The organism is Tepidibacter aestuarii, from assembly GCF_934924865.1.
GTDB classification, from domain to species: Bacteria; Bacillota; Clostridia; order Peptostreptococcales; family Peptostreptococcaceae; genus Tepidibacter_A; species Tepidibacter_A aestuarii.
In genome coordinates, this window is record NZ_OW235315.1 from 394,783 (window position 1) to 413,565 (window position 18,783).

Below are 18,783 nucleotides of genomic sequence, written 5' to 3' on the forward strand. Positions count from 1 at the left end.
AAAATTATATGAGTCTATATAAAATGAAGAAGGAGGAAATAGTATGTCAGCATCTTTAAGTAAGGATAAAAATATGACAGGAAATAAAGGCTTTGAGATAATGGGAATTTCACTTCCTATGTTTATAATTTTATCAATTGTTGTTTTAACAGCAACTTATATGGGAGTACTTCCTAAAGGTATAATTGGAGCACTACCTCTTATGATGATTATAGGTGCATCACTGAACGAATTAGGAAATCGTTTACCTATAATAAAAGATTATTTAGGTGGAGGTGCAATTGTTATCATATTTGCATCTGCAGCATTAGTAACATACGGAATACTTCCTGAAAGTTCAAAAGAAATTATGACTAACTTTATGAAAAGTGAAGGATTTTTAAGTTTTTACATTGCAGCACTTATAACAGGTAGTATTTTGGGAATGGATAGAAAGCTTTTAATTAGCGCATCTATAAGATATTTACCTGTTATTATTGGAGGGGTTATTGCAGCATTAGGATTAACAGGACTTGTTGGTATGATTATGGGATATGGAGCTAAGGAAGCAATACTTTATATAGCTATACCTATTATGGGTGGAGGTATGGGAGCAGGAGCAGTTCCACTAGCAGAAATGTTTGGACAGGTGCTAGATGTTGATCCTGCTAATATGATGTCAAAGATGGTTCCGGCCCTTGCGTTAGGAAATGCCATGGCAATTGTTGTTGCTGGTTTATTAGATAAAATAGGTAAGAAAAGAAAGAATTTAACTGGACATGGAAAGTTAATGAAGTCACAAGAGGATATTAAAGAAGAATCAAAAGAAGTTATAAAGCTTGATTATAAATTGATGGGAATAGGAATATTACTTTCTACTACTTTTTTCGTATGGGGTAAGATACTTGCTAAGTTTATTCCAATACACTCTTATGCTTTAATGATTATAAGTGTAGCCATTGTAAAAGTATTAGGTATTGTGCCTCAAAAGTATGAAAAAGGTGCATTTCAGTGGTTTAGGTTTGTTATGACAAACTTTACACCAGCACTATTAGTAGGAATTGGTGTAGCATATACTGATTTAAATGCAGTTATAAGCTCATTATCACTAATATATATAATATTAGTATTTACTACAGTTGTAGGTGCTACAGTAGGCTCAGGCGTTGTGGGACACTTACTTGGATTTTATCCTATAGAAGCATCTATAACTGGAGGTTTATGTATGGCAAATATGGGTGGAACTGGTGATGTAGCAGTACTTTCTGCAAGTAAGAGAATGGAATTAATGCCATTTGCTCAGATTTCATCACGTATTGGTGGAGCATTTATGTTGATTTTAGCGACTAGTTTATTATCTTTATTTGTATAAATTATAATATTAAAATTATAACGAAAAAGTACTTCCTTTCATTTTATGGAATGTTTACCCCCCATTTTAAATAAAATTAATTAAGAATATGAAAACTGGGGGGATAACTTGAATATAAGGAAAATATTAATTATATTATTTTTATTTACAATATCAGTTTTAACTATTTTTAATTTTGCAAGATATAAAAATTATGCTGATGATGAATACATTGATTATGTAGATTCTAATAATTTGTACACATTAAAATATTCTAAAAATATGCATATAGACAAATCTTTAAAAAATATCAGAACAGTTATATATGACAAAAACACAAAGATAGAAATATACCATGATGATTTTAAAAACAGTATAAATTCACCTACAGCTTACATAAATTATAGTAATAAATTTGCAAATAATAAAAACCATATAATAGAGCTTGATAAAAATTTAAAAATAAATAATATTAAGGTGCATTTATTAAAGTGGAGGCGTGAAAAGCTTTCAAAATTAAAAAATGATAAAAACTATTATGTAAGTGCAGAATTTATAAAGAATGAAAATGAAGTTTATACAATAATTATTAAATCATCAAAACCATTTGAGCATCCTAGAGATTATATGAAGATTATAAGTAGCTTTAAGATTTTAGATGGAAGTAGTCATTTAAAAACATTTGAAGCTTTAAAGAATAGAAATTTAAATGAAGAAACTATGCTGTTTTACGAAAAATATTTTTCAGAAAACAAAGAATTGAAATGGGGAATTTTTGAAAAGAATGCTCCTAAAAGTCTTGATTTTCTAAATTCTCTTGAAAAAAAGCTAGATTATAATTTTAAATTTTTAGTTAGCTATCAATCTTTTTCTAGCAAATCTTTCCCTATGGATGAGATATTAAATGCATACAATGATGATAGATATGTATTGTTAACACTTCAAACTATGTATTTAGATAAACAAGATAATCCATCTGCTATGTATGATATATTAAATGGCAAATACGATGATTTTCTAAATGATTATGCAAAAAAAATAAAAAAATTTAACCATCCTATAATGTTTAGGTTGAATAATGAGATGAATGGAGATTGGTGTACATATTCTAGTTACTATTATTCTAAGGATACAGACATATTTAAAGAAGTATATAAATATGTATATAAGATATTTGAGTTTAATGAAGTAGACAATGTCCTTTGGGTATGGAATCCACATGATGTATCTTTTCCGGATTTTAAGTGGAATAACTGCTTGAATTATTATCCTGGAGACGAGTATGTAGATATAATAGGTCTTACAGGATATAATGCTGGAACATATTATGAAGGGGAAAAGTGGAGAAATTTTAATGAAATATATATACCTCTTTATAATGAATATATTAAAAACTTTAATAAACCATTTATGATTACAGAGTTTGGATGTAATAGTGTGGGAGGAGATAAAGTAAAATGGATGGACGAAATGTTTAGGAATATTAAATATTTCAAAAACATAAAGGTTGCTATATGGTGGAACGGAATCGACTGGGATAGCAACATGAATCCGGCAAGGGTATATAGATTAGATGAAAATGAAGATACTATTAATGCTTTTAAAGAAGGTCTTAAAAAGTATAGATAAATTATTAAAAAGAATAAAATATTCTGAAAAACACTTGACATATATTTCAAGATGATATAGTATGTAAAAAAACAAAATAAACTCTTATCAAGAGAGATTGAGGGATCTGGCCCAGTGAAATCTCGGCAACCGGCACGAATGTGCATCGGTGCTAAATCCAGCAGCTAATTAGCTGAAAGATAAGTTTTCTATGGATTGTAACCTCTTTCAGTTGAAAGAGGTTTTTTTGTTTATTAGGACTCTTATCTCTTTGATCTTAATAAGATAGGGAGGATTAACATGAAGACATTGAAGGAAAAAATTAAACAAAACAAATTTGTAACCACTATAGAGATAGAACCACCAAAATCGGGTAGTTCACAATCTGAGGTAGATAGGATACAAAAATTAGCTCACTTAATAGACGGAGTTAATATACCAGATAATCCTATGGCGAATATGAGAATGAGTCCTATAGCTTTAGGAAACATAATACAAAGTAAGCTTGATCTTGAAGCTATATTTCACTTTGCATGTAGGGATAGAAACATTATATCTATCCAATCAGAATTACTAGGAGCTAATGCCTTAGGTGTTAAAAATATATTAACATTAACAGGAGATAAACCAGAGGTTGGAGATCACAAAAATGCAACAGGAGTATTTGACACTGATTCTATAGGTCTTACTCAAGTTGTATCTAAGTTAAACAGTGGATTTGATTTTAGTGGTAATAAATTAGAAGAAAAAACTGATTTTTTTATTGGGGGAGTAGTAAATCCATGTAGCGATGATTTAGAAAAAGAGATAGATAAGTTTCACCAAAAGATAGAAAGTGGAGTAAACTTCTTTCAAACTCAGCCTATATTTGACATTAAAAAACTAGAAAAATTCACAAAAAAAGTTGAACATATAGATATTCCAATATTGTATGGACTCATGCCTTTAAAGTCAGTAAAGTTTGCAAGGTATCTAAATAATAATGTTCCAGGAATAGATGTTCCTAATAAACTCATAGATAGACTTGATAAAGATTGTAAAACAGAAAAAATTAAAATATTAAAAGAGATACATTCGCATATAAAGAGTGTATCAAAAGGGGTTCATATATTCCCTATGAAGGATTATGATTTGACTATAGAATTATTACAGGGGTGATAGATATGAATAAGATTTTAGAAGGTTTATTAGTGTTTGATGGTGCCATGGGAACTATGTTACAGCAGGAGGGATTAAAGCCCGGTCACTGTCCCGAACTTATGAATGTAGATTATCCAGATAAGGTTATTAAAATACATGAAAAATATTTGAAGGCAGGAGCAGATGTCATAACTACCAATACATTTGGTGGAAGTAGTGTAAAGCTTAAAGAGTACAGTCTTGAAGATAGAGTTTATGAGATTAATACAAAAGCAGTAGAAATAGCTAAAAAAATAGCTTGTAAATACAATAAGTATGTAGCTGCATCTGTTGGACCTACTGGAAAATTTGTAGAGCCTATAGGGAATAATAGTTTTGATGAAATATATGAAATATTTAAAGAGCAGATAAAAGCTTTATCAAGTAAAAATCCAGACTTTATACTTCTTGAGACATTCAATGATTTAGGAGAGATAAGAGCAGCTCTTTTAGCTGCAAAGGATGTTTGTGATATACCAGTTATATGCAGCTTAACTTATGAGGGAGATAGAACATTAACAGGAGTTAGCCCAGAATCAGCGGCAATAGTTTTAGAATCTTTAGGAGCAAGTGCTGTTGGAGTAAACTGTTCGGGAGGACCAGAGGAATTAATAGAAGTCACTAAAAAGATATGTAAAAATACTTCATTACCTGTCATAGTCCAACCAAACGCAGGACTTCCTGTTGTGAAAGATGGCAGCATATATTATCCACTAGACGGTAAGGATTTCATAAAAAAGATTGAACCATATTTTGAGATAGGAGTTAATATATTTGGTTCATGCTGTGGATCAACACCAGATCATACTAAGTTTATAAAAGAAAGAATTAAAGATTTCAAACCTGTAAAAAGAGAATTAGAAGAAGTATCAACACTTGCAAGTAGAGAAGAAATAGTAAAGACAGGCAAAAACTATCTTCCAAAAATAATAGGGGAGAGAATAAATCCTACAGCTAATAAAAAACTAGCTCAGAAGATAAAAGATGGAGATTTTTTAATAGCGCAAGAAGAAGCGCAAATTCAAGTTGAAAACAGAGCACACGTGATAGATGTTAATGTTGGGGTTGATGGAATAGATGAAGTAGATGTTATGAAAAACATTGTAAACTTGATTCAAAAGAATGTAAATGCACCTTTATCAATTGATTCAACAGATAAAGATGTTTTAGAGGAAGCTTTAAAAAACTATCACGGAAAAGCGATAGTAAACTCTGTTAATGGAGAAGAAAAAAGCCTTGAATCTATACTTCCTATAGTCAAAAGATATGGAGCGGGGGTTATAGGTCTTACTCTTGATGAAAATGGGATACCAAATAGTGCAAAAGAAAGGCTTGAAATAGCTAAGAAAATAGTAGATAGATGTATTGCTTATAATATACTTAAAAAAGACATATACATAGACCCACTATGTATAAGCGTATCTACAGATAATAACGCAGCTATTGAAACTTTAAAATCTATAAAAATTATAAAGGAAGAACTAGATGTAAACATAGTTTTAGGTGTTAGTAATATATCGTTTGGGCTTCCAAGCAGAAGTAAGTTAAATAGTTCATTCTTATCCATGGCTATTTTAAATGGATTAGACCTTGCAATACTCAATCCATTAGATGAAAATATTATGAATTCTTATCAAGCAGCATCTGTTTTATCAAATAGAGATGAAAATGCTATTAATTATATAAACTTAAACAGTAAAAAAAGTATTTCAAAAACTGAAATAGATGAACCAAGTGATATTATATCAGTTGATCAACTTAAAAAATGCATAGTAAACGGTTCGTATAAAGCAATAGATATAGCTAAAAAACTTTTAGATAATAAAGTAGATAAGTCAGAGATAATAGATGAAGGTCTTATAAAAGCACTTAATATAGTTGGTCAAAAATTTGAAAACAAAGAGTATTTCTTGCCACAATTAATGCTTAGTGCAGAAATAGTTGAAAAGATATTTGATATTATAAAGAATACCTTAAGATTTGATATTAAAACTAAGGGAACTGTAGTTATAGGAACTGTTAAAGGAGATGTACACGATATAGGAAAGAACATGGTAAGCGTTATGTTAAGATCCCATGGATATAAGGTTGTGGATCTAGGAAAGAATGTATCAGCAGATAAGTTTTTAAAAACAGCTAAAGAAGAAAATGCAGATGTAATATCTTTAAGTGCTCTTATGACAACTACTATGCCTGAAATAACTACTACTATAGATTGTATAAGAAAAGAACTTCCAGATATCAAAATAATAGCTGGAGGTGCAGTAGTTACAGAGGAATTTGCAAAAAAATCTGGTGCAAATGGATATAGTGAAGATGCAGTTGGTGCTGTTAGGCTTGTAGATTCATTAATATGATATATGGAGAAATTTTATGGACGTAAATGTTTTATATAACTTTAATATAGAAAAAGAAATTGATAGTATATGTCAAAGGGTAGATGAACTAAAAGGGTTAGAAGATGATGTTTTAGAAATTAAAAAATATATAAAGCCTTGTATTTATTATAAAGATATTAATATAAAAAGCATAGAAAAGGATAAGGTAGTACTAGATGAAATTGAGATAGACAGCGCTTATTTAGCAAAAGGTCTTTCTGGATGTCATAAGATAACATTAATAGTTCTTAGCATAGGAGATTATCTTAATAAATATTCTAAAGAAAAATATCATAGCTTAGAGTTTAAAAAAAGCTCTGTAGCCGATATCTTGGGTTCACATGCAGTTGAAATACTAATAGATAAATTTCATAATTATTTGATAAGCAAAAATATTTTAAGCGGAATTCATTCGTCTTTAAGATTTAGTCCTGGATATGGAGACTGGGATTTAAGATATCAAAAAAATATATTAGATATATTAAAAACTCATAAAGATATAAATGTAAGTTCCAACTTTTTATTACAACCTATAAAATCAGTAACGGCAATTATAGGATGGTCATATCAAATAAAAGAAAGAAATTATCCAACTGGATATAAAAAAGAAATATGTAAAGGAATAAACTCATGTTCAAATTGTAGAACTTGGGCATGTAAAAAATAAAGGGGGATTTAATATGAAAAATATTGTAGTTGAAAGTTTTACAATGGATCACACTAAAGTAAAAGCTCCGTTTGTGAGAAAATGTGGAAGAATTCAAACTCCTAAAGGGGATATAATAAGTAAGTTTGATTTGAGGTTTACTCAACCTAATAAAGAGGCTATTCCAACTGCGTCAATTCATGCTATAGAACATCTTATGGCTGGATTCATAAGAGAGGACCTAGATGATGTTATAGATCTGTCTCCTATGGGATGCAGAACAGGATTTTACCTTATACTAGTTGGTGATATAGATGAGGAAACTGTTTTAAAAGCACTTATAAATAGTCTTGAGAAAGTACTAAAAGCTGATGAGATTCCAGCAGTTAACGAAATACAGTGTGGTAACTATAGAGATATGTCACTGTTTGGAGCTAAGGAATATGCTAAGGGGGTTTTAGAGAAGCTTAAATAAGTGAATCTATGGGGTAAGCGAAAAAAGAGGATTACTGAAATACCGCTACTTAGTCAATATTTTTATACAACTAAAGATTGTGTCTACTAAACATACTAAAACTTTTAAACTCCCTATGGTCAGACAAAAAAGTTTCTTAACGTATATTCAGTAGACATAATCTAAGGTGTATGGAAAAACATTAACCCAAAAGTAGCTAACATTTCAATAACCCTCTTTTTTAGATTTAGTGTTAGAGGTTACATGAATTTAAGAAGAATGCGATAGCAGAAAATATATAGCAAATTTGAACTAATTTAAAATGCTGGATATTAAAATATTTAACACAGTTGCGGTATTTTAATATCCAGCATTTTGTCACTCAAAAGAGTTGATGTATTTACTTGAAGAACAAAGTACGTTAGGATTTATGCTGATTTTTTAGATGTATTTTTGGTATCTATATTAGGAGAAAAGTAATTTGCTCCAACTATTCCTATTATTATAAGAGTACATCCGATTATGTGATAATAAAATATTTTCTCATTAAGTATTAATGCTCCAGCTGCTATTGATACTATAGTAGATATATTAAAAAATACTCCTACCTTTGAGGCTTCAATTTTAGATAAAGCATAGTTATTAAGAATAGCACTTATAAGTGTTGATAAAACAGATAGATACAGTATTGGACCTATAAATGATAAATCTTTAAACAATGAAACTGCACTGCTGAAACTATTTCTGTTTACGATGAACAGAAATAAGAACACCATAAATCCGAACAACTGCATAAAAAAGCATATCTCAACAGGAGTAAACTCATTTGAAAATTTTCTTGATAAGATACTGAATATAGAGAAGCATATGCAAGAAATAAAAATGAGGAGTATTCCTAAGAAGTTATCTAAGTTTAAGGACATACCTTTCATTGAAAAAATATATATAACTCCAAATATTGAAAGAATAATAGATAGTATTTGTTTTATATTTGTTTTTTCTTTTAAAAATACAATACTAAGAATTAATATTATAGCAGGTGTTAAAGCACTTATAATCCCAGCTTCAGATGATGAGGCATATTTAAGTCCGAAGCTTTGAAATAAGAAAAATCCACTTGGAAAAAATATAGACATAAAAATGAGATTTTTTAAGTTTTTTCCTTTTAAATTAACTTTAACTATTTTAAATAAAATAGTTAAGGATATCACTATAAAGCATATAAAGAATCTTAAAAATAAAGTAGTTATAGGATCAGTAGCAGTTACAGCTTTTTTTGTAAATAAAAAAGCAAGCCCAATAATTATATTGCTTAAAATAACAGCTAAATACCCAAGCTTGTTGTCATTGTTCAACTAAAAACCTCCCTTGTAAATATACAGATATATGAAAACTAAAATATTATATCTAAAAATATAAATAAATACAAGTGAGGCAATTATTTGAAATATCTATTTTTTTCGTGAATAGTCTACGTCATTTTCTATTTTGTCCATATTATCTAAATAATTATATACTCTTGTAGGCAGTTTAATTATTTTAGTTATAAAGAAATAGATAATATATATTAAGAGAATCATACTTAATATTTGATATATAGGTGAAACATTCATCATAAGACCTCCTGAAAGTGTATAAAATTTCATCTATAAAACAATAATAAAGGAATACTTAGAAAATATTAAGAGGTGAAATTTTATGAATAAAATTTTATTATTTATAGTATACTTATTTCCTATAATTATAATTTTAACATATAAAAATAAAAATAAATATATGTTTACACTAATATATATACTGACGGTTTCGTCAATTTTTTCCATGAATACAGATATGAATGATAACATACAAGCTATTAAATACAAAAATGATAAAATAAAAATTATGATGAGTATAAATAACATAAATAAAAAAACAGATGATAAAAAAAATACAGAGAAAAAGATTGTCTCCAAACAAGAAATAGATGAGAATATAAACTTTGACCAAGAAAATTTAGAAAAAAAAGTTCAAGATGATAATTCTCATGTACAGGTTATTAATATAGATAAAACGAACAATAAAAATTTGAATAAAGATCAAATAGAAGTTGTTGATAGCTTAAATAATAAGGCTGATGAAGAGAATGAAGAAGTTGATGAGCTAAAAGTACTTAATGACTTTGAAAAAGAAGTGCAGGATATAGAGAAAAAGGGTCTTGTTCCACTTAGAAAATGTTATGGAGTTTTAAAGAAAATGCAAAAGGGCAAGGCAGATATGAATGAGTTGATGAAAGAAGCTCAAAACAGTAGACAAAAATGCGATCAAGTAGAATTAATGTATAGAAATTTAAAGGTACCTGAGTTTAAAGACGAAGAAAATACAAAACTTTTAAAGGATGCAAAATTAGATATACAGAAGGCTTTTTATATAAGGAAGAAGGCCATGGATTATGGTATAGAGTTTTTAGATAATAAAAATCCAAAGTATATAATTAAAATAAAAGACAGCTTAAAACTATCAGATAAATTAGTGCACAGTTTTACAGATAACGTGAATAAGATCAAGTCTAATTTAAAAAAATAAAAATCAATATAAAGCTGAATTTAATTCAGATGGAGCATTTATTCCGTCTGAATTTTTAGATTTTAAATAGATTCCAAGATATTACTCAATAAGTAAATATTAAAAAATAAGAAGAGTCTTTGTTTTACTTGATTTTTATATCAAAATAGACAATAATATAATAAGTAGTAAAAATTCAGCTGGAGTAAAATAGTCATCTGAATTAAGGTTCGTTTTACGGAGGTAGTAGATGAAGAAATTAAACATTTGTATAGATATAGACGGAACAATTACTGATCCATATTATTTTATAGAATATTTTAACGAGCATTTTAATAAAGATTTAAAAGAAGAAGATATGAACACATGTAAACTAGAAGATTTATATGAGACTACTCTTGAAGAAATACTTGAATTTTATACTTATAAAGGTTATGATATACATCTTAGTGCAAGTCCACTAGATTCAGCCAGCGAAATTATGCATGAGCTTAATAAAAAGCATAATTTGTACTTTGTAACTGCTAGAAATGAAGGATTAAAGGATGTAACAGAGGAATGGATGGAAGTTAATAATTTTCCTAAAATAGATGTATATTATTTAGGAGGATATTACAAGGTTGATAAGGCTAAAGAGCTAGACTGTGATTTATTCATAGAAGATAACCCTCATAATACTGAAGACTTGGCACAGTCTGGAATACAAGTACTTTTAATGGACGCAAATTATAACAAGGATATAGATTTAGAAAATGTAACAAGAGTTACTAGCTGGAAGGAAATAAAAAATATAATAGATGACATGTCTTTATAGGAGGGAAAGTTTTGATAGAGATAACTTTTGAAAATAAAGAAGGCTCAAGAACTGTTAAAAGTGAATCAGTAGAAGAAATATTAACTTTAAAGGCTGACTTTGGATATGTAAAGGATATATCAGATTCTATAAATCAAAAAGATATTATGGTGTTTGATTGTAAATTAGATAAATCTGTTTTTAAATTTGAATTTTTAGAAGAAGAAGAGTATGAGCAATATGATGTAGATCAAGAAGAGTACTTACAAGTTTTATTTGAAGATATAAAAATGTACTTAAAAGAAATATGTGATGATGTAGCAGATGATCTTCAAGAAGAATACAAGTATGAAGATATAAAATGCAAATATGAAATTTACGATTTAGATGAAACTTTTACAGATGTTAAGTTTGTAATTTGTATTTCATTTAAAAATATAGAAACTGCAAAGTTAGTCGACCTAGCTAGAATAGTTTCAAAAAGACAATTAAAAGGTTCTTCAAAGTATTTCAACTAGAAAATAGGTATCTCTTTAGAGATGCCTATTTTTTATTTTTGGTTCTGTGGGTTATCGAAAACCTCCTATGAAAATACCGTAAATACAACGATATTTTGAATACAACTAAGTTTTTATCTTATTAATAACCCTAAAATTTAAGAACTCCCTACGGTTAAACACATAAATTTTTAAACGTATTATTAAACGATAAAATCTAAGTTGTATTAGTCAAAATATCTAAAAGCATTTACTAACATTTTCATAGAAAGTTTTAAGGATACTATTCTTACCGTAATCAATTTTAAACTACCATATGCTAACGCAAGTACAACCATTCTAAATGAGTTTTGGAGGGTGAGAACTTAATTATATTTCGATTATATGGAAATTAATTGAAATAACTTGGTGTTTTATAGTAACATATACTTAATTATGCAATTAGCTTATGGAAAGATGGTGTGGGAATGAATAATAAGATAAAAGCGGGAATTCTAATATTTTTAATGTCAATTACTTTTTATATGATGCTTACAACTTCGTATACTCGTGCTTTAGGGGATTACATATTGGAATTTATAGGATTAAGATCATGGACTGGTGATTATAGTGGAACACATTTAACTGTAATATATTTTGGAATACTTTTTATGATATGTTTACATCTAGTAGAAAAGCATGTTATAGATGATTTGAATATTAGAGGAAGGAGTGTATTTTTGATTTTTGTAGTATTAACTACTGTGTTTTATTCAATTACAGGAATGACGGCAAGCAATATCAAGAAGAATTCTTCAGGATTATTAACAATAGGATATAATCCTAAGCATAGTAACATAAATTACAGCTATGAAGATAATAAGTTTGTTGAATTTACAGCTCAGTTCGAACTAACGAATTATAGTGATGAAAAAAAGACTTTTTATTTGAGTATTGATAATCATTTTCACAGAAAAGATGGAATAGAGCCTATTAGTTTTTATACTTTTGATGGAAAACGAGTAGTTTTTGAGTTACGAGGGAATGAGACTAAATCATTTTTATTAAATTTAGATAACTATAATGTTATTTGGGATAGAAATTTTGGAAGTGGATCTGGAAGTGGCATTGTTGATGAGATTGTGTTGACTAGTGATAAGGGCGATAAAGTTAGAATAGGTAATAGGAATTTTTTCGGGGTTGAATTAGGAAGATGATAGTATTTTCTTATTTCGGTTTAATTAAATTCTAAAAAAATCTTGACAAATGATTTGTTCGAGTATAGAATCAATGTTAAATAAATTTGAGAAAAATATTTGAGGAGAGATGAAGAATGAATAATTTAGTAAATATAAAAAATAGTTTCTTTTTTAATAGCCAATTTAGACAGGGTTTGTATCTAGTTTAAAATAAAAACATAGATGCAAGCCCCGAATTCGTACGAAAACGAAATTGATTAAACATTAGGGTTTGTATCTATGTAGGCTATTAGAGTTGAAAAATTATTCATTCTTGATATATGAATAAAAGCCGCATAGATAATCTATGCGGCTTTTTTATATCCATTATTATATAAAGCCAAAGCCGCATGAAAAAGTCCATGCGGTTTTTTTGTATATAAAAATATAAAAAAGAAAGGAGAATGTATATGGATGCATTAGTTGGAGTAGTTACACAAAGCTTAATCTTAGGAATTATGGTATTGGGGGTGTATATAAGTTATAAAATATTAGATTTTCCAGATTTATCTGTAGATGGAAGTTTTTCACTAGGAGGAGCAATTATAGCTGTATCCTTAAAAAATGGTTTTTCGCCTATTACAGGATGTTTATTAGCAATTGGGGGTGGCTTAATAGCAGGCTTTTTAACTGGAATTTTAAATGTTAAATTAAAAATTTCAAATTTACTTTCAGGAATATTGGTAATGGGAATTTTATATTCAGTTAATTTAAGAATTATGGGAAAGGCGAATGTTGCTTTATTCAACACGAATCATATATTTAAATCAGGTTTTTCTTCGATAATAATTTCTTTAGCAATTATATTTATATGCAAAATTCTATTAGATTTATTTTTAAAAACAGGACTTGGATATACATTAAAGGCTGTTGGAGATAATTCGCAAATGGTTCAATCACTTGGTATAGAAGTTGGGAAAATTAAAATTTTAGGACTTATGATATCTAATGGATTAGTTAGTTTTTCAGGATGTATTATGGCTCAATATCAAGGATTTTCAGATGTATCTATGGGGATAGGAACTCTTGTTTTAGGAATTGCTTGTATTATTATAGGTCAGTCTTTTATAAGTAAAATATTCAAAATTAAAGAAACTAGCATAATTATTTTAGGAACTATTTTATATCAACTTGTTATATATGTAGCTTTAAATGCAGGTTTAACTGCAACAGACTTAAAACTTATTACTTCTTTTATAATAATTTTATTCTTATCTGTGGGTGAGTTTAAAAATCCTATAAGTAAACAAAAAATATCTATTTTAAGGAGGGGAGTATATGCTAAGAATTAAGAAATTATCTAAAAGTTTTCAAAATCCATATGGCCAAGATAATAAATTATTTCAAAATCTTTCACTAGAAATAAATAAAGGAGATTTTGTAAGTATCATAGGTAGTAATGGAACAGGAAAGTCGACATTATTAAATATTATCTCAGGTGTTTTAAAAGAAACTTCAGGAGAAATTTTTTTAGAAGATGCAAATTTAACATCACAACCAGAGCATGAGAAAACTAAAATTATAAGCAGAGTTTTTCAAAATCCATCGATGGGAACATGCCCTTCAATGACAGTTAGAGAAAATTTATCTATTGCTTTAAACAAAGGGGATTTATTGAACTTCAAAAAATGTATTAGGTATGATAATCAGAAATTAGAATTTCTTTTAAAGGATATATCACTTGATTTAAAAAGATATTTAGATGTAGAAGCTAGATATTTATCAGGAGGACAAAGACAGTCACTTTCGCTTATTATGTCTTGTGTAAACGATCCAAAACTTCTTCTTTTAGATGAACATACAGCAGCTTTAGATCCAAAGACATCTAATGAGATTATGGAGTTAACAAATAAGATTGTAAAAGAAAAGAATATAACAACATTAATGGTAACACACAACCTAAGTCACGCACTTAAATATGGAAATAGATTAATTATGCTACATAAGGGGGAGATAATATTAGACGCAGATGAAGAAATGAAAAAGAGATTAACTATCGAAGATATACTCAAAAAATTTGAGTATGCAGTATAAAAATTCGCTTTATGCTATCGCATAGCTTATGTCGCCAACGAGTCCTACGGGCTCCGTTGCTTAAAAATAGTTGCAAGCATAGCTATTCTAACAGGTTATTCAGAAAACAAAGTTATAGTTTCATATAGAATTATAAATTATATTAGGGAGGTATATTTATGAAAACAACAAAATTAATAAAAAACATGATTTTAATGGGATTAGTAGGAATTACTGTTTTAACTGGATGTGGAACAAAAGACGATGATAAAATTAAAATAGGGATTACTCAAATAGTAGAATACAGTGCGCTTGATGAAAATAGAGAAGGATTCATTAAAGCACTTGAAGACAATGGGTACAAAGATGGAGAAAACATAGATATAGATTTCCAAAATGCTCAAGGGGACATATCTACAACACAAACTATTGCTAAAAATTTCGTATCTCAAAATAAGGATTTAGTTTTCGCTATATCAACACCTTCAGCACAAGCAGCTTATAATTCAACTAAAGATATACCGATAGTAATTAGTGCTGTAACAGATCCAGTTTCAGCTGGACTTGTTAAGTCTTTAGAAGAACCTAATACAAATATATCAGGAACTTGTGATTATGTACCTGTAAATAAGCAGTTAGAATTAGTAAAAACTCTTATTCCATATGCTAAAAAAATAGGGGTTATATATAATACTAGTGAAGTTAATTCTGAGGTTCAAGTAAATGAATTAAAAAAATACTGTAAAGAATATGGTTACTCTGTTGTTGAAGCGGGAGTTACTAGCACTAATGAAGTAAATACTGCTATAAGTAGTTTAGTTAGTAAAGTAGATGTATTATATGCACCAACAGATCAATTAGTAGTATCTTCAATGCCGATTATAGTTCAAAAAACTTTAGAAAAGAAAATTCCAATTATAGCATCTGAAAAAGGGTCAGTGGAATTAGGAGCATTAGCAACTTGTGGTATTAATTATTATGAACTAGGATATGAATCAGGAAAAATGGCAGTTGAGGTTCTAAAAGGAGAAGATATTTCTAAAATGCCTGTAAAAGAAGGAAAAGAAATGGAAATAATTATAAATGAAGATACTTTGAAAGATCTTTCTATAAAAAAACCAGATGATGAAAGAATTGTTTATATAAATACAAATTCATTATAATAAAAGGGTGTCTAAATAGACACCCTTACTATAATTATTTTAATTTTAAAGCAGCGCCAGAAGCACCGAATACATCTTTTATTTTATGTTGTACTATAGTTTTGATAGCATCTCTACCTGGTCCTAAGTATTTTCTTGGGTCAAACTCAGAAGGATTTTCAGCTAATACTTTTCTAATAGCTGAAGTCATAGCAAGTCTAAGATCTGTATCTACGTTTATTTTACATACACCGTATTTAGCAGCTTCTCTTAGCATTTCTTCTGGTACACCTTTAGCTCCTGGTATACTTCCTCCGAATTCATTACACATTTCAACGTATTCTTGAGGAACAGAAGAAGCACCGTGAAGAACTAATGGGAAGTTAGGAAGTAAGTTTGTTATTTTTTCAAGTCTTGCAAAGTCAAGTTTAGCATCACCTTTGAATTTGTAAGCACCATGGCTAGTACCTATAGCTATAGCAAGTGAATCAACACCTGTTCTTTCAACAAACTCAACAGCTTGAGCAGGATCTGTATAAGTAGCATCTTCAGCACTTACATTAACATCATCCTCAACACCAGCTAATTTTCCAAGCTCAGCCTCAACTACAACGCCTCTTTCATGAGCATAATCTACAACTTTTTTAACAAGAGCTATATTTTCTTCAAATGGAAGGTGAGATCCATCTATCATAACAGATGAGAATCCATCGTCTATACATTGCTTACATACTTCAAAGCTATCACCATGATCAAGATGAAGAGCAATTGGAAGTTCACTTTCTTCAATAGCAGCTTCAACTAACTTCTTTAAGAATATAGAATTAGCGTATTTTCTAGCTCCAGCAGAAGCTTGAAGAATTACGGGAGCGTTTTCCTCTTTTGCACCAGCAATTATTCCTTGAACTATTTCCATGTTGTTAACATTGAATGCACCTATAGCAAAATTTCCTTCATAAGCAAGCTTGAACATTTCCTTAGTAGTAACTAATGGCATAATAAAATTCCTCCTTTAATATATGTAGTTTAAATAATTAAAAACGCAGTTGTGTTATCAAAGATATCTATAAAACTAAAATTTTATAACGAATAGGAAATTATATTCATATTTAAATTGTGGATAGATATAAATTCCGTTATGAGTTTCAAAAAAGTCTACATTTAGAATCTTTCAAAGAAAGACTTTTTTATAATTTTTTAATATATAAAATTTTAATTCGTATTGTAAAGAATGAATTTAAATTCTAAACCCATTTTATACGGAATTTGAATTACAACTAAACATTATACACCTAAATTAGGAAAAGTAAAAGAGCATAGAAAATAAATTCTATGCTCTTGAAATATAATTATGAAATTCTTATGCTTGTTATATGTTAATTAAGCTTTGTTTACAGATCCGAATAACTCCATTTTTTCTTTAACTGTAGATTTTATAGCTTCAAATCCAGGAGCTAATATTTTACGAGGATCAAATCCCTTACCTTCTAAGTCTTTACCAGCTTCGAAGTACTTACGAGTAGCTGCTGCGAATGATAATTGACATTCAGTATTAACATTGATCTTAGCAACTCCTAAAGAGATAGCTTCTTTTATCATATCTTCAGGGATACCAGTTCCGCCGTGAAGTACAAGAGGCATGTTTCCTGTAGCATCTTGAATATTTCCTAAAGCTTCAAAGTTAAGTCCAGACCAGTTTTCTGGGTACTTACCGTGAATGTTACCAATACCAGCTGCTAACATATCAACACCTAATTCAGCTATTGCCTTACACTCAGCAGCATCAGCTATCTCACCAGAACCTACAACACCATCTTCTTCTCCACCTATAGAACCAACCTCAGCTTCTACTGAAAGTTCTCTATTGTGAGCTATATCTATTATCGCTTTAGTCTTAGCTATATTTTCTTTTATATCATAGTGAGATCCATCAAACATTATTGAAGAAAAACCAGCTTCCATAGCTTTTAGAGCACCATCATAGCTACCGTGATCTAGGTGAATTGCAACAGGAACAGTGATACTTAATTCTTCGATTAAACCTTTAGTCATTCCAACTACAGTTTTAAATCCACCCATATATTTACCTGCACCTTCAGATACACCAAGTATAACTGGTGAGTTATTCTCTTGAGCAGTTAATAAAATCGCCTTAGTCCATTCTAAGTTATTGATATTAAATTGACCTACTGCATATTTACCTTCTCTAGCTTTAACTAACATTTCTTTTGCTGAAACTAACATAGAATACCTCCATAATTTTGAATTTAAATAGATTTAATAGAAAACAATATATATGTATTATTCTCTTTATATTCAATATTATAATCTAAAATTATAAAATATGAAATATAAAATTTTTTATTTTTAAATTTTAAAATAGAAAAATAGAAAATTCATTTGAAAAAATCATTTTAAACTGAGATAGAGCGAAACTTAATTCAGATGGAGCTTTTACTCCAACTGAATTTCTAGCTGAGCTAATCCAGAAGATGTTAAGTTCTTAACTCCAGTATTAAGAGACTTGGGTTTTAGAACTTTTAGCTTTCGGATAAAGGTCGCTTATATTGTAATCATCGAGAATAAAAAGTATAATAATATTTGACAATAATTGATATAGAGTGTGTAGGAGGAAAAAAGTATGCCACAAATTAAGATAAGAGGAATTCAAGCCAATGAGGTTTGTAAAATAAGTGAGAAAATGGTAGATGAATTAGTTGAAGTTGTTAAGTGCCCAAGAGATTATTTTGAGATAGAGTGCATTCAATCAGTAGCTATAAGAAATGGACAAATAGAAGAGGTGTATCCGTTTATAGAGATTGCTTGGTTTGATAGAGGACAAGAGACTCAAGATAAGGTAGCAAAGATTATAACTGATAGTATAAGAGACGGTCTTAACGTTGAAAGTTTAGACTTAGCTTTTACTACATTTGAAAAAGAAAAATACTATGAAAATGCTGAGCATTTCTAGGAGAAGATATA

The 18,783-nt window shown here is 29.0% G+C and carries 18 protein-coding genes and 1 riboswitch; of the genes, 14 read left to right on the forward strand and 4 right to left on the reverse strand.

The window, feature by feature from the left end:
* Window positions 1-43: 43 nt before the first annotated feature.
* From M2214_RS01905 to M2214_RS01930, 6 genes are all read left to right on the forward strand, one after another.
* Complete coding sequence (locus tag M2214_RS01905) at window positions 44-1,351, forward strand: 2-hydroxycarboxylate transporter family protein (protein ID WP_248482190.1); 1,308 nt, start codon at window positions 44-46, stop codon at window positions 1,349-1,351.
* Between the two features lie 108 nt (window positions 1,352-1,459).
* Window positions 1,460-2,959, forward strand: coding sequence for a glycoside hydrolase family 26 protein (locus M2214_RS01910; protein WP_248482192.1), 1,500 nt, complete (start codon window positions 1,460-1,462; stop codon window positions 2,957-2,959).
* A gap of 81 nt (window positions 2,960-3,040) precedes the next feature.
* Window positions 3,041-3,145: riboswitch (SAM riboswitch) on the forward strand.
* 93 nt (window positions 3,146-3,238) lie between these two features.
* Complete coding sequence (locus M2214_RS01915) at window positions 3,239-4,096, forward strand: methylenetetrahydrofolate reductase (protein WP_248482194.1); 858 nt, start codon at window positions 3,239-3,241, stop codon at window positions 4,094-4,096.
* 5 nt (window positions 4,097-4,101) lie between these two features.
* On the forward strand, window positions 4,102-6,474 hold the full coding sequence (locus tag M2214_RS01920; RefSeq protein WP_248482196.1) for a homocysteine S-methyltransferase family protein: 2,373 nt from the start codon (window positions 4,102-4,104) through the stop codon (window positions 6,472-6,474).
* A 16-nt stretch (window positions 6,475-6,490) separates the two neighbouring features.
* Window positions 6,491-7,162: a hypothetical protein gene (locus M2214_RS01925; RefSeq protein WP_248482198.1), complete on the forward strand. Its 672-nt coding sequence runs from the start codon at window positions 6,491-6,493 to the stop codon at window positions 7,160-7,162.
* Window positions 7,163-7,175: 13 nt separating this feature from the next.
* Entirely contained in the window at window positions 7,176-7,616 is a 441-nt protein-coding gene (locus tag M2214_RS01930; protein WP_248482201.1) for an S-ribosylhomocysteine lyase, read from the forward strand.
* Window positions 7,617-8,023: 407 nt separating this feature from the next.
* Here M2214_RS01930 and M2214_RS01935 read toward each other — a convergent pair whose 3' ends face one another.
* Together M2214_RS01935 and M2214_RS01940 are read right to left on the reverse strand one after the other, a co-directional pair.
* Entirely contained in the window at window positions 8,024-8,950 is a 927-nt protein-coding gene (locus M2214_RS01935) for a DMT family transporter (protein ID WP_248482203.1), read from the reverse strand.
* Between the two features lie 96 nt (window positions 8,951-9,046).
* Complete coding sequence (locus M2214_RS01940; protein ID WP_248482205.1) at window positions 9,047-9,208, reverse strand: hypothetical protein; 162 nt, start codon at window positions 9,206-9,208, stop codon at window positions 9,047-9,049.
* A gap of 220 nt (window positions 9,209-9,428) precedes the next feature.
* On the opposite strand from M2214_RS01940, the gene M2214_RS01945 reads away from it, so the two are divergent.
* From M2214_RS01945 to M2214_RS01975, 7 genes are all read left to right on the forward strand, one after another.
* Window positions 9,429-10,160: a hypothetical protein gene (locus tag M2214_RS01945; protein ID WP_248482207.1), complete on the forward strand. Its 732-nt coding sequence runs from the start codon at window positions 9,429-9,431 to the stop codon at window positions 10,158-10,160.
* 229 nt (window positions 10,161-10,389) lie between these two features.
* Window positions 10,390-10,953 carry a 5' nucleotidase, NT5C type gene (locus tag M2214_RS01950; protein WP_248482208.1) on the forward strand — a complete coding sequence of 188 codons (564 nt, stop codon included), beginning with the start codon at window positions 10,390-10,392 and terminating at the stop codon, window positions 10,951-10,953.
* A gap of 11 nt (window positions 10,954-10,964) precedes the next feature.
* The gene (locus tag M2214_RS01955) at window positions 10,965-11,450 is read left to right on the forward strand and encodes a hypothetical protein (protein ID WP_248482210.1); all 486 of its coding nucleotides are present in this window, start codon (window positions 10,965-10,967) and stop codon (window positions 11,448-11,450) included.
* 446 nt (window positions 11,451-11,896) lie between these two features.
* Window positions 11,897-12,625 (forward strand): hypothetical protein, encoded by a 729-nt coding sequence (locus M2214_RS01960; RefSeq protein ID WP_248482212.1) that lies wholly within the window; start codon window positions 11,897-11,899, stop codon window positions 12,623-12,625.
* Window positions 12,626-13,056: 431 nt separating this feature from the next.
* Entirely contained in the window at window positions 13,057-13,938 is an 882-nt protein-coding gene (locus M2214_RS01965) for an ABC transporter permease (protein WP_248482213.1), read from the forward strand.
* Window positions 13,925-14,680 carry an ABC transporter ATP-binding protein gene (locus M2214_RS01970; protein ID WP_248482216.1) on the forward strand — a complete coding sequence of 252 codons (756 nt, stop codon included), beginning with the start codon at window positions 13,925-13,927 and terminating at the stop codon, window positions 14,678-14,680. Before M2214_RS01965 ends, M2214_RS01970 begins: the two co-directional genes overlap by 14 nt.
* 158 nt (window positions 14,681-14,838) lie before the next feature.
* Window positions 14,839-15,822 (forward strand): ABC transporter substrate-binding protein, encoded by a 984-nt coding sequence (locus tag M2214_RS01975; RefSeq protein WP_330651533.1) that lies wholly within the window; start codon window positions 14,839-14,841, stop codon window positions 15,820-15,822.
* 34 nt (window positions 15,823-15,856) lie between these two features.
* Here the strand turns inward: M2214_RS01975 and fba (M2214_RS01980) are convergent, their stop codons facing one another.
* Window positions 15,857-16,798 (reverse strand): class II fructose-1,6-bisphosphate aldolase, encoded by a 942-nt coding sequence (fba, locus tag M2214_RS01980; RefSeq protein ID WP_248482223.1) that lies wholly within the window; start codon window positions 16,796-16,798, stop codon window positions 15,857-15,859.
* Window positions 16,799-17,181: 383 nt separating this feature from the next.
* Window positions 17,182-18,045 (reverse strand): class II fructose-1,6-bisphosphate aldolase, encoded by an 864-nt coding sequence (gene fba / locus M2214_RS01985; protein ID WP_248482225.1) that lies wholly within the window; start codon window positions 18,043-18,045, stop codon window positions 17,182-17,184.
* Between the two features lie 397 nt (window positions 18,046-18,442).
* Between fba (M2214_RS01985) and M2214_RS01990 the strand changes: the two genes are divergently transcribed.
* A complete protein-coding gene (locus M2214_RS01990; RefSeq protein WP_248482227.1) occupies window positions 18,443-18,772 on the forward strand; it encodes a DUF1904 domain-containing protein in 330 nt (109 codons plus the stop codon).
* Window positions 18,773-18,783 lie beyond the last annotated feature (11 nt).

Bases quoted from the DNA above. Each gene is read 5' to 3' on its own strand.
- M2214_RS01905 (WP_248482190.1), top strand. From the start codon at position 44: ATGTCAGCATCTTTAAGTAAGGATAAAAATATGACAGGAAATAAAGGC.
- M2214_RS01915 (WP_248482194.1), top strand. From the start codon at position 3,239: ATGAAGACATTGAAGGAAAAAATTAAACAAAACAAATTTGTAACCACT.
- M2214_RS01920 (WP_248482196.1), top strand. From the start codon at position 4,102: ATGAATAAGATTTTAGAAGGTTTATTAGTGTTTGATGGTGCCATGGGA.
- M2214_RS01925 (WP_248482198.1), top strand. From the start codon at position 6,491: ATGGACGTAAATGTTTTATATAACTTTAATATAGAAAAAGAAATTGAT.
- M2214_RS01930 (WP_248482201.1), top strand. From the start codon at position 7,176: ATGAAAAATATTGTAGTTGAAAGTTTTACAATGGATCACACTAAAGTA.
- M2214_RS01940 (WP_248482205.1), bottom strand. From the start codon at position 9,208: ATGAATGTTTCACCTATATATCAAATATTAAGTATGATTCTCTTAATA.
- M2214_RS01945 (WP_248482207.1), top strand. From the start codon at position 9,429: ATGAATGATAACATACAAGCTATTAAATACAAAAATGATAAAATAAAA.
- M2214_RS01950 (WP_248482208.1), top strand. From the start codon at position 10,390: ATGAAGAAATTAAACATTTGTATAGATATAGACGGAACAATTACTGAT.
- M2214_RS01960 (WP_248482212.1), top strand. From the start codon at position 11,897: ATGAATAATAAGATAAAAGCGGGAATTCTAATATTTTTAATGTCAATT.
- M2214_RS01965 (WP_248482213.1), top strand. From the start codon at position 13,057: ATGGATGCATTAGTTGGAGTAGTTACACAAAGCTTAATCTTAGGAATT.
- M2214_RS01970 (WP_248482216.1), top strand. From the start codon at position 13,925: ATGCTAAGAATTAAGAAATTATCTAAAAGTTTTCAAAATCCATATGGC.
- M2214_RS01975 (WP_330651533.1), top strand. From the start codon at position 14,839: ATGAAAACAACAAAATTAATAAAAAACATGATTTTAATGGGATTAGTA.
- fba (WP_248482223.1), bottom strand. From the start codon at position 16,798: ATGCCATTAGTTACTACTAAGGAAATGTTCAAGCTTGCTTATGAAGGA.
- fba (WP_248482225.1), bottom strand. From the start codon at position 18,045: ATGTTAGTTTCAGCAAAAGAAATGTTAGTTAAAGCTAGAGAAGGTAAA.
- M2214_RS01990 (WP_248482227.1), top strand. From the start codon at position 18,443: ATGCCACAAATTAAGATAAGAGGAATTCAAGCCAATGAGGTTTGTAAA.